The 13346-nt window shown below is 68.9% G+C and carries 13 protein-coding genes; 5 read left to right on the plus strand and 8 right to left on the minus strand.

Translation table 11 applies throughout. The features are described 5' to 3' along the window. Positions 1–190 precede the first annotated feature (190 nt). Positions 191–1327: a serine hydrolase domain-containing protein gene (locus ACLJRM_RS17565; protein WP_410663616.1), complete on the plus strand. Its 1137-nt coding sequence runs from the start codon at positions 191–193 to the stop codon at positions 1325–1327. Positions 1328–1422: 95 nt separating this feature from the next. On the opposite strand, the gene ACLJRM_RS17570 is transcribed toward ACLJRM_RS17565, so the two are convergent. The 6 genes from ACLJRM_RS17570 to pdhA form a co-directional block, all read right to left on the minus strand. Then, positions 1423–2205, minus strand: coding sequence for a PE-PPE domain-containing protein (locus ACLJRM_RS17570; RefSeq protein ID WP_101608077.1), 783 nt, complete (start codon positions 2203–2205; stop codon positions 1423–1425). Between the two features lie 102 nt (positions 2206–2307). Then, positions 2308–2565 carry a VOC family protein gene (locus tag ACLJRM_RS17575; RefSeq protein WP_146044350.1) on the minus strand — a complete coding sequence of 86 codons (258 nt, stop codon included), beginning with the start codon at positions 2563–2565 and terminating at the stop codon, positions 2308–2310. Beyond that, positions 2492–3880 (minus strand): MFS transporter, encoded by a 1389-nt coding sequence (locus tag ACLJRM_RS17580; RefSeq protein WP_410663617.1) that lies wholly within the window; start codon positions 3878–3880, stop codon positions 2492–2494. The genes ACLJRM_RS17575 and ACLJRM_RS17580 overlap by 74 nt, the downstream gene beginning before the upstream one ends. 81 nt (positions 3881–3961) lie before the next feature. Next, positions 3962–5155 (minus strand): dihydrolipoamide acetyltransferase family protein, encoded by a 1194-nt coding sequence (locus ACLJRM_RS17585; RefSeq protein ID WP_101608074.1) that lies wholly within the window; start codon positions 5153–5155, stop codon positions 3962–3964. Then, on the minus strand, positions 5148–6146 hold the full coding sequence (locus ACLJRM_RS17590; protein WP_101608073.1) for an alpha-ketoacid dehydrogenase subunit beta: 999 nt from the start codon (positions 6144–6146) through the stop codon (positions 5148–5150). The genes ACLJRM_RS17585 and ACLJRM_RS17590 overlap by 8 nt, the downstream gene beginning before the upstream one ends. Further along, the gene (gene pdhA, locus ACLJRM_RS17595; RefSeq protein WP_410663618.1) at positions 6146–7243 is read right to left on the minus strand and encodes a pyruvate dehydrogenase (acetyl-transferring) E1 component subunit alpha; all 1098 of its coding nucleotides are present in this window, start codon (positions 7241–7243) and stop codon (positions 6146–6148) included. Before pdhA ends, ACLJRM_RS17590 begins: the two co-directional genes overlap by 1 nt. A 135-nt stretch (positions 7244–7378) precedes the next feature. Between pdhA and ACLJRM_RS17600 the strand changes: the two genes are divergently transcribed. The 3 genes from ACLJRM_RS17600 to ACLJRM_RS17610 all read left to right on the plus strand — a co-directional run bounded on the left by ACLJRM_RS17600 (position 7379) and on the right by ACLJRM_RS17610 (position 9881). Beyond that, a complete protein-coding gene (locus ACLJRM_RS17600) occupies positions 7379–7858 on the plus strand; it encodes an Lrp/AsnC family transcriptional regulator (protein ID WP_410663619.1) in 480 nt (159 codons plus the stop codon). Positions 7859–8072: 214 nt separating this feature from the next. Next, positions 8073–8990 (plus strand): lysyl endopeptidase, encoded by a 918-nt coding sequence (locus ACLJRM_RS17605; RefSeq protein WP_410663620.1) that lies wholly within the window; start codon positions 8073–8075, stop codon positions 8988–8990. Between the two features lie 429 nt (positions 8991–9419). Further along, positions 9420–9881 carry a hypothetical protein gene (locus ACLJRM_RS17610; RefSeq protein ID WP_410601080.1) on the plus strand — a complete coding sequence of 154 codons (462 nt, stop codon included), beginning with the start codon at positions 9420–9422 and terminating at the stop codon, positions 9879–9881. On the opposite strand, the gene ACLJRM_RS17615 is transcribed toward ACLJRM_RS17610, so the two are convergent. After that, positions 9838–11013, minus strand: a complete 1176-nt coding sequence (locus ACLJRM_RS17615) for an ROK family transcriptional regulator (RefSeq protein WP_101608068.1) — start codon at positions 11011–11013, stop codon at positions 9838–9840. The two genes, ACLJRM_RS17610 and ACLJRM_RS17615, sit on opposite strands and share 44 nt — an antisense overlap. Before the next feature lie 92 nt (positions 11014–11105). Here ACLJRM_RS17615 and xylA point away from each other — a divergent pair, with 92 nt between their 5' ends. Next, the gene (gene xylA, locus ACLJRM_RS17620) at positions 11106–12275 is read left to right on the plus strand and encodes a xylose isomerase (protein ID WP_410663621.1); all 1170 of its coding nucleotides are present in this window, start codon (positions 11106–11108) and stop codon (positions 12273–12275) included. Here the strand turns inward: xylA and ACLJRM_RS17625 are convergent. Beyond that, positions 12272–13288, minus strand: coding sequence for an alpha/beta fold hydrolase (locus tag ACLJRM_RS17625; RefSeq protein WP_410663622.1), 1017 nt, complete (start codon positions 13286–13288; stop codon positions 12272–12274). The two genes, xylA and ACLJRM_RS17625, sit on opposite strands and share 4 nt — an antisense overlap. Positions 13289–13346: the final 58 nt, after the last annotated feature.

The raw sequence follows: 13346 nt of genomic DNA on the forward strand, positions 1-13346 counted from the left end.
ACTTACCGAACTGACCTTAACCAGCCGTGTCCCGCCCGGACAATGGTGGGACGAATTCTGGTCGGAAAAAAGTTCCCTACTAATAGGGGTAGCGCCAGCGCCACCCCTGATCCGGCAGCCTGCCCTCCTGATCTTCATGCCCGATTCGGCCAGTGTCATCGGTGTGGATCCGGTCGATGAAGGAGTGCGAATGACGTTACGCAAGGGTGTTGTGGTCCTGACGGTGGCGGGGCTGATGGGGGCCGCCTGGACCACGGCGGCGGATGCGGCCCCGGCCAAGGGTTCTGAGCTGCAGAAAGGCCTCGACTCGTTGGTACGTCAGGAGAAGTTCCCGGCCGCGCTGGCCTACGTGACCGGCCGAGGACGCACGACGTCGCTGGTGGCGGGGTCCTCGCGGATCGACCGCCAGGTCCCGGTCCCTCGCGACGGCACCGTCCGGGCGGGCAGCAACACCAAGACGTTCACCGCGGTCGTCGTCCTGCAGCTGGTGGCCGAGGGCAAGGTGGAACTGGACGCGCCGATCGAAAAGTACCTTCCCGGAATCGTGCGTGGCGAAGGCATCGACGCCACCAAGATCACCATCCGGCAGCTGTTGCAGCACACCAGTGGGCTGCCGAACTACACCGAACACCTCGGGTTGCGTGACTTCGAACAGGTGCAGCACCGGTACTTCCCGAACCACGAACTGCTGGCCGCGGCGCTGAGTCATCCGGCGAAATTCCAGCCGGGCACCAAATGGGAGTACAGCAACACGGGCTACCTGCTGGCGGGCATGGTCGTCGAAAAGGTGACCGGACGTCCGATCCAGGAACAGATCACCGAACGCGTGATCAAGAAGGCAGGCCTCGAGAACACCTACTGGCCGCAGGTCGGCGACCAGACCATCCAGGGGCGGCACCCACAGGGGTATGCCACCGGAAATGTCGCCACCGGCAAGGTGATCGACGCGACCGAGATGGATCCGTCCTGGGCGGGGGCGGCCGGTCAGCTGATCTCGACCCCCAGCGACCTCGGCAAGCTCTTCCGCGTCCTGCTCGAAGGCAAGCTGGTGCCCGCCGCGCAGCTGGCCGAAATGCGCAAGACGGTGGACGCGCCCCTGTTCCCCGGGACGAAATACGGACTCGGCCTGATGAGTAACCCGCTCAGCTGCGGCGGGGTGTACTGGGGGCACGGCGGGGACATCGACGGGTTCGAAACCCGTGGCGGCGCCACGGAAGACGGCCGCACCGTCGGTCTCGCCGTGACCGCGATGCCGGGGACCTTCGGCGAACCCGAGAAGGGCTCCAAGGCCGTGATGGCCACTGTGGACACCGCGTTCTGCAAGTGACTGGCGATGGCCCGCTCACGACACTGTGGGCGGGCCATCGCTCGATCGGCTGTCACCCGGCTATCGGGCGCCGGGCGGCAGCAGTCTTCACCGGGTCACGGCGCGGGATGCGGCGGACGGCAGTTCTGCCGCGGCAGCGCGTGCGAACCGTTGGTGTACACGCCGTCCGCGATCGTGTCCTCCATGATCGAGCGGTGATCGGTGGGACGGGCCCACTGGTAACAAAGGTGCTGGGCGAAGTACCCGCCAGGCGCCTCGAAGGTGTCGAAGTGGCAGACACCGTCGGTCTCGATGCAGTAGCGGATGAACGGGATACCGCCGAAATCGGTGCGGCCCGGCCCGAAGGACACGTAGCCGCCGAACGGCGACGGCGCCCCGGTGCCCGCCGGGAGCACCGCGCTGATCCCGCGTCCCGGAGGACCGACCGGCTGCATCGGGTCGGCGAAGATCTTCGCCCGGAACCGCGACTTGTCCACGGCCAGTTTCCCGTCGGCGATGTCGTTCAGCACCAGGTTCGCGACCAGCGCGCCCTGCGAGTAGCCGACGACGGTGAACTCGGCGCCGGGGTTCTCGTCGAAGGAGCTTTGGACGACACGCCGGGCTTCTTCGTGCCCGCGCGCGACGCTCTGGTCCATCGGCGTCTGGTCGCAGTTGGGCGCGCCGGCGGCCCCGGCCGGGTAGTGGACCACCTTGCGGATCCCGCCCCGCAACCAGGCGTCGTTGTAGACGGTCGCGGCGCCGTCGCAGGTGCCGCCGATGAGGATGTAATAGCGCGCCTGGTCGGCCGCGTCGGCCTGGGCCGCCGGCGCGGTGGCGCCGATCAGCCCGGTGGCCAGCGCGGCCGCGGCCAGGACCCCCCTGAGTTTCTTCACGGTCATCGTCCCTCTCGTTCGACTACGGTGCGTGTTCGAACGCTAGGGATGCGTCATGAAATTTTGATGAAACCCGCCATCGGGCCCAGCGAGCTGGGCCGAACGGCCTCAGCGATGGGACAGCACGTTGACCACGTGACCGCCGGGATCGCGGACGAAGAACCGGCGGACGCCCCACGGCTCGTCGGTCAGCTCGTGCACGATCTCCGCGCCGGACGCCTTGGCCGCCGCGTAACTCGCGTCCACGTCGTCGACCTCGATCGAGGCGACCGGGACGACGGGCGCGGTTTCGTCATGGGTCATGAGACTCAGCTGCACCTCCGGCCGATCCGGGTCGGCCAGCGTCACGATCCATCCGTGGTCCATCACCACCTCGAAGCCGAGTACCTGAACGTAGAAGGCCTTCGTCTCTTCCATCGACGTGATCTCCAGATCGGAAACCACTCTCTTGATCGCCATTCGCCGATACTGGCACAGCGGTCCGACGTTTTCGGGGGAGCAGGAGCGGCGTCGCGAGCATGAGCGCCCCGGCGATGCCGACAGCGGCACGCGGGCCGGTGAACGCAGCGAGCAGGCCCCATAACGCGGTCAGGGAGGCGGTGGTGAGCTTGCCGGCGATCGACCAGGCCGACAGGGTGCGCGCCGCGCGGTCGAGGGGCACCTGTTCGAGCCTGCTCGTGGCCAGCACCGGGTTGAACACGCCGATGCAGGTGATCAGGCAGAACTCGACGACGATGACCAGGATCAGCCCCGAGACCCCCGGATGGATGAACACCAGCCCGACGGGCCAGCAGACGCGCAGCCAGCCCGCGGTGAACAGGACCCGGTCCCGGCCGTACCGCGCGACCAGACTCCGGGAGAGCCTCGATCCGATCAGTCCGCCGAGACAAGGCACGGCGAAGGCCACCGCGTACTCCCACGGGGCGAAGCCGAGTTGCCCGAGCATCAGGACGGCGAACAGGGGCGCGGTCGCCATGATCAGGCCGTTGACCACGATCGTGTTGACGAACAGGGGCCGCAGCAGCGGATGGGTGAGGATGAACCGCCAGCCTTCCCGCAGGTCCCGGCCGCTCAGCCGGGGGCCTTCCGGCTTCGCGGGTGGCGGCTCCGAGCCGCCGACCGCGCGGATCCCCACCGCCGAGAGCAGGTAGCTGACCGCGTCGGCGGCGATCGTGATCACCGGCCCGAACAGGCCGACGGCGAACCCGCCGAGCGGCGGGCCGAGTACGGTCGCGGTCCAGGTGGTGGATTCGAACCTGGCGTTCGCGACGAGCAGATCTTCCTTGGGCAGCAGCGTTTTCAGGAACGCCCCGCTCGCGGCCAGGAAGGTGATGTCGGCCGCGGCGACGACGACCGACACGGCGACCAGCTGACCGAAGCCGAGCATCCCGAGCGCGTACGCCACCGGGACGGTCAGCAGCGCCGCGCAGCGGACCAGGTCCATCGCGATCATCACCGGCCGTTTCCGGCGGAACTCGACCCAGGGGCCGAGCGGAAGCGCGACGACGGCGCCCACGACGAGACCGGCGGCCGCCAGCAGCGACACCTCGGTGGCGCCCGCGCCCAGCGCCACGATGGCGATGAGGCTGAACGCGTCGAACGCGAACCTCGTACCGAACGCGCTCGCCGCGTACGCCGCCCAAAGCCAGCCGAACCGTCGCCCCAGCGATCTCCCACCCACTCGCGAGATCAAAGCAAGCCGGGGCGCCGAAGTCGAACAACGGGTCGTTGACCCTCCACAACCGGGAGTTGTGCGACCCGCTCAGAGATCCCCGAGCGCGGTGACCGGCGACTCGACGCAGTCGGCGACGAACCGCAGGAAGCCGCCAGCCGTCCCGCCGTCGCACACCCGGTGGTCGAACGCCAGCGTGAGTTCGCAGACCTTCCGTGCCACCAACGCGCCGTCGACGACCCAGGCGCGGTCGATGATCCGGCCGATGCCGAGGATGGCCGCCTCCGGATGGTTGATGATCGCGGCCGAGCCGTCCACCCCGAACACGCCGTAGTTGTTCACCGTGAACGTCCCGCCGGTGAGACCGGCCGGGCCGAGTTTCCCTTCACGGGCTTGGGCGGTCCGATCGCCGATCGCCGCGGAAAGCTCCCTTGTGGACAGTGAACCCGAGTCGCGGACGACCGGCACGACTAGACCACGGTCCGTCTGCGCCGCGAAACCGAGGTTGATGTCCCGCAGCTGGACGATTTCGTCGCCCTCGACACGCGAGTTCAGCTCGGGGTATTTCCGCAAACCAGCCACGGCGAACCGGGCGACGAGGCCGAGGAGGCTCACCGGGCGGTCGGGTGCCGAGGCGTTGAGCGACTTCCGCGCGGCGACGAGTTCCGTCGCGTCGACGTCGACCCAGACCGTCGCCTCGGGAATCTGGCGCCGCGAGGTCGTCAGCTTGTCGGCGACGGCCTTGCGGACCCCGGTCAGCGGGATCCGCTTCTCGCCGTCCTTTTGCGCGGGGACGGTGAGTGCCTCTTCGACGTCGGCCCGCCGGATGATGCCGCCCGGACCGCTACCGGTCAGCTTCGTCAGGTCGATCTTGTTGTCGGCGGCCATCTTGCGGACGAACGGCGAGATCACGCCCGGCGCCTTGGACGGCTTCACGGGAGCGGTCACGACAGTGCGCGTCCGGCGGCGCCTCGTCGTGGTGGTCGTGCCGTAACCGATGAGGACGTTGCCACTGCCCTCGCTCGCCGTCGTCACTCCGGGTTCGGCGAACCCGGGGCCGATGGTGAGCAGGGGAGCGCCGACCGGCAGCGACTGGCCGGGTTCGCCGTGGAGGCGGGTGACGACGCCAGCGAACGGCACCGGCACCTCGACCGCGGCCTTCGCGGTCTCCACCTCGACGACGGGCTGGTCGACGCCGACGGTGTCGCCCTCCGCGACGAGCCAGGTGACGATGGTGCCTTCGGTCAGTCCCTCGCCGAGGTCGGGGAGCAGGAAGTCAGGCACCGGCCACCGCCGGCTCGTCGTTCCACTGCAGCCGGGCGACGGTGTCCAGGATCCGGTCGACGTCCGGAAGCTGATGGCGCTCCAGCTTCGGTGGCGGATAAGGGATATCGAGTCCCGTAACGCGTAGAACGGGCGCGTGCAGCTGGTGGAAACACTGCTCGGTGACCCGCGCGACCACCTCGGCGCCGTAACCGCCGAACCCGGCGGCCTCGTGGACGACGACCGCGCGCCCGGTCCGGCGCACCGAAGCGGTGACGGTCTCGTCGTCGAACGGGCTCAGGGACCTGAGGTCGACCACCTCGACGTCCCAGCCCTCGGCCTTCGCGGCTTCCGCGGTCTCCAGCGCGGTGGCGACCATCGGGCCGTACGCGATCAGCGTGACGTCCTTGCCTTCGCGGCGCACGACCGCGCGGTCCATGGCCGCGCCGTCGCGGGTGAAGGACACGGTTTCCTTCGCCCAGTAGCGGCACTTGGGCTCGAGGAAGATCACCGGGTCCGGCGAGTCGATCGAGTCGCGCAAGAGGTCGTAGGCGTCTTGGGGAGTGCCGGGCGTGACGACGCGCAGGCCGGGCGTGTGGGTGTAGTAGGCCTCGCTCGAATCGCAGTGGTGCTCGACGCCGCCGATCCCGCCCGCGTAAGGAATCCGGATGACCATCGGCAGCGACAGCGCGCCGCGGGTGCGGTTCCGCAGTTTCGCGACGTGCGAGGTGATCTGCTCGAAAGCGGGGTAGGCGAAGGCGTCGAACTGCATTTCGACCACCGGGCGGAACCCGCCCATCGCCATCCCGACCGCGAAGCCGACGATGCCGGACTCCGCCAGCGGGGTGTCGAAACAGCGTTCCTCGCCGAAGTCGGCGGTGATGCCGTCGGTCACCCGGAAGACGCCGCCGAGCGGGCCGACGTCCTCGCCGAAGATCAGCACGCGATCGTCGTCCTTGACCGCGTCACGCAAGGCGGCGTTGAGCGCCTGGGCCATCGAGATCTCGGTCATCAGCCCTCCACGGCTTCCAGTTCGGCCGCGACCAGCGCCCGCTGAGCGGCCAGCTGACGGGTCGGAACGGCGTACACGTGCTCTAACAACGACAACGGATCCGGCTCCACGTCCGCGTTCAACGTGTCGCGCACCCCGGCCGCGAAGGTCTCCGCCTCGGCCCGGAATCGTTCGATGTCGTCGCCGGACAGCAGGTTTTCGTTGGTCAGGTAGGTCTCGAGGCGCCGGACCGGGTCGGCCGCGCGCCACTTCTCGACCTCGGCCGGGTCGCGGTAGCGCGTCGCGTCGTCGGCGTTGGTGTGCGCGTCGATCCGGTAGGTGTGCGCCTCGACCAGCACCGGCCCGCGACCGGCCCGCGCGTGCGCGACGGCGTCGTCCAGCACCGAAAGGACCGCGACGGCGTCGTTGCCGTCGACCTGTTCGGAACGGACGCCGTAGCCGACGCCCTTGTAGGCCAGCGCGGGCGCGGCGCTCTGCTTCTCGAACGGCACCGAGATCGCGAACCCGTTGTTCTGCACGAAGAACACCACGGGCGCCTTGAACACGGCCGCGAAGTTGAGCGCCTCGTGGAAGTCGCCTTCACTGGTGGCGCCGTCGCCGATGAGCGCGAACGCGACGGCCTCCTCGCCGCGGCGCCGCATCGCGTGCGCGAGCCCGGCGGCGTGGAGGGTCTGGGTGGCCAGCGGCGTGCACTGGGGAGCGACCCGGGTTTCGGTGGGGTCGTAGCCGCAGTGCGCGTCACCGCGGAGCAGCGTCAGGATCTCGCCCGGCTCGAGCCCGCGGGCGACCAGCGCGACCGAGTCACGGTAGGTGGGGAAGAGCCAGTCGGCGTCGGTGAGGGCCAGCGCGCTCGCGACCTGGCAGGCCTCCTGGCCGGCGCTCGACGGATAGACCGCGAGGCGGCCTTGCTTGGTCAGCGCGGTCGCCTGGACGTCGAACCGGCGGCCGAGCACCATCAGCCGGTAGGCCTCGACGAGCCGATCGGACGGCGGCGCGGTGTAGCCGCCGTGCTCGTCGACGCGCGTGCCGTCCTCGGCGAGGAACCGCACCGGGACCGGTGACGGCAGCAACGCGGCGGCAAGAGTCTCCCGCGACATGACGCAGCACCACCTTTCGCAGACATATGATGCTGAAATGGTGGTTTCCGGAGTCTTGGTGTTCAAGAGGCAGGCGAAATGAGCGACAAACTGTCCGCAGAATCGGTTCAGTCTCGCCAACCGTCCACAAGTGGCGTGGCTCACGGGCCGGATCCGGGACGAACGGTCCTTGCCCTCGACGACATCGACCGCGAGATCCTCAACGAACTGTCCGTGGACGGCAGGCTCGCCGTCCGCGCTCTGGCGGAGCGGCTGCACATCTCGCGCACCAACGCCTACGCTCGCCTCGATCGCCTGATGTCCGAAGGCGTCATCACCGGCTTCGGCGCGAGGATCGATCCGCGGCGGGCCGGACTCGGGACGAGCGCGTACATCCTGATCACCGTCGAGCAGACGTCGTGGCGCACGATGTCGGCCGAGTTGCGGGAGATCCCGTACGTCGAGCACGTGTCGCTGGTCGGCGGTGACTTCGACATCCTGCTGCTGGTACGGACGCCGGACAACGCGTCACTGCGGGACGTCGTCCTGGAACGCCTGCAGGCGCTGGACGGCGTGCGGTCGACCCGGACCTGGCTGATCTTCGAGGAACAGCAGGGCGCCGCCCCCCGCGTTTAGTCCTCTGAATGCGGTCCTTGCGCTCGATGGCAGTACGTGAAGGACCCCTTCATGTACCTAGGCGCAAGGAAGGGGGCCTTCACGTACTTCGGCCACCGAACGAGCGGTGGCATGCGCTGAACGGCCTATTCCACCGGACAGATCTCCGAACAAACCTGGCTCCGCCGTTGGAAAATCTCATACCCTCCGGAACAGGCCGAAGGGAGCTGACCTGATGAGGTGGACCTGGGTGCGGGCGATGGTGGCCTTCGCGGCCGCCGCGGCGATCGTCCAGACGAGTCAACCGAGCGCCGCCGAGGCCCAGGCGGCACCCGCCGCGGCCGGACGCTCCGCGATCTACGGCGGGGGACCGTTCTATCAGGACGGACAGGGCGTCATGGACACCCTGCGCTCGTCGGGGTTCACCACGGTCATCCTGTGGAGCATCCACGTCCACGACAACGGGGACCTGTACTACAACGACCACCTCGTGGTCGCGGGCGGCCGCTACGTCGGCGACGCCGGATGGCCGGCGAGGCTGCGGACGCTGAAGCAGGCACCGACGTCGGTCAACCGCATCGAGGTCTCGGTCGGCGCCTGGGGCACGCCGGACTGGGAGGCCATCGACAACCTGATCACGCGCGACGGCACCGGCAGCGGGACCATTCTGTACCGCAACTTCCTGGCGCTGAAGAACGCCACCGGCGCCGACGCGATCAACAACGACGACGAATCGCACTACGACGTCGACTCCACCGTCACGTTCGCCCGGATGGCGAACGCCATGGGCTACCGCAACTTCACGCTCGCGCCGTACACCGCGGTCTCGTACTGGCAGGGCGTGAAGAACGGACTCGGCGGCCTGGTCGATCGCGTGTACCTCCAGGCGTACGCGGGCGGCAGTGGCAACAATCCGGCGACGTGGTCGCAGTCGCTCGGCATGCCGGTGGATCCGGGGCTGTGGAGCAGGAACGGTTCCGGCTGCACCGCGGGGAACTCGCCCGCGCAGGTGGAGAGCCGGATGAGGTCGTGGAAGTCGTCCGCGGGCATCCCCGGTGGCTTCATGTGGTTGTACGACGACATCAAGAAGTGTTCGGCGCAAGGCACGGCCGCCGCGTACGCACGGGCGATCAACACCGCCACCACCAGCTGACCCTTGCCGCGCCAGTGAGTCCCGGGGCGACGTCACGCACGCGTCGCCCCGGGACTCTGTAACGCTCTCCGCCCACCCGCCGAATACAGGCGGGTTCGATGGCGGAGGCGGAGGAATCGTGGCGCGTGTGCTGTCCCTTGCGGTCGAGCACGGAAGCCACTACGGCGATCGTCACCAAGTGCCAGACCGGCGGCTGCGTCAACGCCGCGCGCGGGATGACTCAGCGCGACGTCGAGCGGGAGCGAGACCAGTGGTTACGTCAGCATCCGGGTTGGTGCCCCGCGGGCGAGACGGGAGCCGTGGCACCCTGTTGACCGAGAGGCACGGCCGCACACCCCATTCGGGTGATAACGGTTCGGCATTCGATGTATCTGAAGTACTCCCCATTGACACCTTCCTACGATCTCGGCGACTGGGTGGAGGACTGCGGTGACGGTGGAAGGCGCGGGTCAGGATTATCTGACGCGGCAGATCGGGGCGCTGCTCGAAGCGATTCGCGAGGAGGGTCCGGTCGGCGAGGGCAGACGCAGTTTCCGGCTCGCCGGGCATCTCGCCGCGGAGGGCGGGTTCCACCTCGGCGACATCCTCGCCGCGACGGCGCAGTTGCTCGCCGTCCACGCTTGGAACAACGGCTACCTCGGTGCGGCGGAACTGCTCACGCGCCGTATGCGGGATTTCGGCGCCGAGTCCGCCGAACTGGTGCAGCACCTCGTGAGGCTGGAGACCGGAAGCGAGCAGGGGTGGCTTCTGCGGGAGGACCGCGAGGCCCTCATCGACTACGCGCGGCGAGCCCAGCGGCCCGACATCGAGCAGCGGGCGCAGGCGATCGAACCGTTGCTGCCCGGGGTCACCGGCCCTGAGCGTCCTGATCGGATGGCCAGTGAGTCGTGAGATGGTGCTCGGGATCCGCGAGGACGCCGCGGATGACCGAGCCGGCCGCACCTCGTACGGCGGCTCCCGTGCCGAGCGCCGAGCGGACGACCCGCACCGGCGACCACGCCGTGCTGGGTACGCGGCGCTCGAGCTCGGCGAGAAGTGGCTCACGCAGCCACGGCTCCAGTCGCGCGTAGGTCCCGCCTAGCACCACCGCCGGGACGTCCATCAGATTGACCACGGTGGACAGTCCGACGCCGAGATGACCCGCGGCGGTGGTGACCGCGGAGATCGCCGCGGCGTCGTCCGATTCCAGCGCGGAGATCAAGTCGTCCACCGTGCCGGCGCCCGCCAGCCGCAGGATCTCCTCCTGCCCGGCCATCCGTTCCAGACAGCCGTTCGCGCCGCAGGAACAAGGCGGGCCGTCGGGCGCCACCGGCAGGTGGCCGATCTCGCCGCCCGCGCCGCGGACGCCCTCGAACAACGCCCGGTCCAGCACGATTCCCGCGCCGATCCCGATCTCGCCCGACACGTGGACGAAATCCGGCAACGCGGTGCCGTGCCAGAGTTCGGCGAGCGCGGCGAAGTTGGCTTCGTTGGCGACGGTGAAGGTCTCGCCGAGCCGGTCCGCGAGGTCGACGTCGCGCCAGCCCAGGTTGGGGGCCAGCCGCACGACACCGGATTCGACCAGGCCCGGAACCGCGATGCCCACCCCGCCGACGGGCACGCCGAGCGCTTCCGCCCGCTTCCGTGCCTTGCGCAGGAACGCCGACACGCGCTGGAAGACACGCGGAGTCCGGTTGTCCGCGTACCGGACCTCCTCGAACCGGACCGTCCCGTTCAGATCCACCAGGCAGGACGCCAGGTAGTCGACGCCGATCTCGATGCCGAGCCCGTGCGGCCCGGTGGGGGAGAGCGACACGACCGTGCCGCGCCGTCCCGGGCCGACGCGGCGTTCCGGCTCGCCTTCGGCCACGAGGTCGGCCGCGATCAGGCGGTCGACCACGCTCGACACGGTGGCCTTCGTGAGACCGGTGGCGGCGGCGAGTCCTGCCCGCGAGGCGCCGGGGCCGTCCGCGATCGCACCGAGAACGAGTGCGGCGTTGTGCTGCCGCACGGTGTGCTGTCCAGCAGGACGCGTGCCGATCATCGCGCGATTGTATTCGTTCGATGCCTGAACGAAAGCCTTGACCCGCCGGGATGGCGTCGATAAGTTCAGGCATCAAACTAATGGGAGGCGTGATGGTTCAGGCACCGACGCGTGCGGACAAGTTCAGCTTCGGACTGTGGACCGTCGGCTGGCAGGCGAACGACATGTTCGGCCCGGCGAGCCGGGGACCGCTCGACCCGGTCGAGGCCGTGCACCGCCTCTCGGACCTCGGCGCCTGGGGCATCACCTTCCACGACGACGACCTCATCCCGTTCGGCTCGGACGACGCCGAGCGGGCGAGGCACCTGAAGCGATTCCGGGCCGCGCTGGCCGAAACCGGCCTCGTCGTCCCGATGGTGACCACGAACCTGTTCAGCCACCCCGTTTTCAAGGACGGCGGTCTGACGAGCAACGACCGTGAAGTCCGCCGCTACGCGCTGCGGAAGGTGCTTCGGAACCTCGACCTCGCCGCCGAACTCGGCGCGTCGACGTTCGTGCTCTGGGGCGGCCGTGAGGGCAGCGAGACCGATGCCGCGAAGGACGTCCGCGCGGCGATGGACCGGTACCGCGAGGGCATCGACTTCCTCGCCCAGTACGTCATCGACCAGGGTTACGGCCTTCGGCTCGCGCTCGAACCGAAGCCGAACGAGCCGCGTGGGGACATCCTGCTGCCGACCGTCGGGCACGCGCTCGCGTTCATCTCCACGCTGGACAACCACGAGATCGTCGGCGTGAACCCGGAGGTCGGGCACGAGCAGATGGCCGGGCTCAACATCGTCCACGGCATCGGGCAGGCCCTGTGGCAGGGAAAGCTGTTCCACATCGACCTCAACGGCCAGCGCGGCCCGCGGTTCGACCAGGATCTCGTCTTCGGCCACGGCGACGTGCTGTCGTCGTTCTTCCTGGTGGACCTGCTGGAGCACGGCGGTTACGACGGGCCGCGCCACTTCGACTACAAGCCGCTGCGCACGGAGAACATGGACGGCGTCTGGGCCAGCGCCGAGGCCAACATGGCCAGCTACCTGCTGTTCGCCGAACGCTCCCGCGCCTTCCGTGCCGATCCCGAGGTTCGGGCCGCGCTGGATGCCGCTCTCGTCCCCGAGCTGGCGAAACCGACGCTCAACGAGGGTGAGACCGCCGCGGATCTGCTGGCGGACCGGTCGGCGTTCGAGGACTTCGACCCGGACAAGGCGGCGGAACGCGGTTACGGCTTCATCCGCCTGTCCCAGCTGGCACTCGAACACCTCACCGGGGCGCGCTAGAACCGGCCGACGTCGATGACGGCCTTGGCGAACTCCTCCGGCGCCTCTTGCGGCACGTTGTGGCCGATCCCGTTCAGGACGCGGTGCTCGTACTTGCCGGAGAACTTCGATCGGTAGGCCTTGCCGTCGGTGTTCGGGCCGTCGAAATCGCTGCCGATCGTGATCGTGGGGACCGAGACCGCCGGGCCCTGCGCGAGTTTCTGTTCGAGGGCATCGAGTTTCGGGTCGCCGTCGGCGAGGCTGAGCCGCCAGCGGTAGTTGTGGATCACGATGGCCACGTGGTCCGGATTGTCGAAACAGGCCGCCGAGCGGTCGTAGGTCGCGTCGTCGAAGGTCCACTTCGGCGACGCGATCTTCCAGATCAGCTTGTTGAAGTCGTGGCGGTTCTTCTCGTAGCCGAGGATGCCGCGCTCGGTTGCGAAGTAATATTGGTACCACCAACCTAGTTCCGCGCTGGGGGAGAGCGGCTGCCTGTTCGTCTCCCGGTTGGTGACGAGGTAGCCGCTCACCGAGACGAGTGCCTTGCAGCGCTCGGGCCACAGCGCGGCGATGATCACGGCCGTCCGGGCGCCCCAGTCGAAGCCGCCGAAGACGGCTTTCTGGATTTTCAGCGCGTCCAGCAGCGCGACGATGTCGGCGGCGATCGCGGACTGCTGGCCGTTGCGGAAGGTGTCCTTCGACAGGAACCGCGTCGGCCCGTAGCCCCGGAGGAACGGCACGATCACCCGGTACCCGGCCGCGACCAGGCGCGGGGTGACGTCGACGTAGCTGTGGATGTCGTAGGGCCAGCCGTGCAGGAGGACCACCGCCGGACCGTCGGCGGGGCCGGCCTCGGCGTACCCGATGCTCAATTCTCCGGCGTCGATCTGCTTGAGCGGGCCGAACGAGGTGTTCCCGACGGTCGTGACAGGCGCCGCCACCGGTGCCGCCGCGGGCCGGGACGAGCAACTCGCGACCGTGGCTCCCGCCGTCGCGGCGACGACGGCCTGCGCGAACCTTCTCCTGCTGAGCATCCTGATCCCTCCCGCGAAACGCCTGGTACGGGATCGAAATTAAGGGTCCGGCCCAGGG

This window comes from Amycolatopsis sp. lyj-84, assembly GCF_046549075.1.
Classification (GTDB): Bacteria; Actinomycetota; Actinomycetes; order Mycobacteriales; family Pseudonocardiaceae; genus Amycolatopsis.

What these genes read in the sequence shown, in the direction of transcription:
- ACLJRM_RS17565 (WP_410663616.1), top strand. Translation starts at nt 191, where the DNA reads ATGACGTTACGCAAGGGTGTTGTGGTCCTGACGGTGGCGGGGCTGATG.
- ACLJRM_RS17570 (WP_101608077.1), bottom strand. Translation starts at nt 2,205, where the DNA reads ATGACCGTGAAGAAACTCAGGGGGGTCCTGGCCGCGGCCGCGCTGGCC.
- ACLJRM_RS17575 (WP_146044350.1), bottom strand. Translation starts at nt 2,565, where the DNA reads ATGGACCACGGATGGATCGTGACGCTGGCCGACCCGGATCGGCCGGAG.
- ACLJRM_RS17590 (WP_101608073.1), bottom strand. Translation starts at nt 6,146, where the DNA reads ATGACCGAGATCTCGATGGCCCAGGCGCTCAACGCCGCCTTGCGTGAC.
- pdhA (WP_410663618.1), bottom strand. Translation starts at nt 7,243, where the DNA reads ATGTCGCGGGAGACTCTTGCCGCCGCGTTGCTGCCGTCACCGGTCCCG.
- ACLJRM_RS17605 (WP_410663620.1), top strand. Translation starts at nt 8,073, where the DNA reads ATGAGGTGGACCTGGGTGCGGGCGATGGTGGCCTTCGCGGCCGCCGCG.
- ACLJRM_RS17615 (WP_101608068.1), bottom strand. Translation starts at nt 11,013, where the DNA reads ATGATCGGCACGCGTCCTGCTGGACAGCACACCGTGCGGCAGCACAAC.
- xylA (WP_410663621.1), top strand. Translation starts at nt 11,106, where the DNA reads ATGGTTCAGGCACCGACGCGTGCGGACAAGTTCAGCTTCGGACTGTGG.
- ACLJRM_RS17625 (WP_410663622.1), bottom strand. Translation starts at nt 13,288, where the DNA reads ATGCTCAGCAGGAGAAGGTTCGCGCAGGCCGTCGTCGCCGCGACGGCG.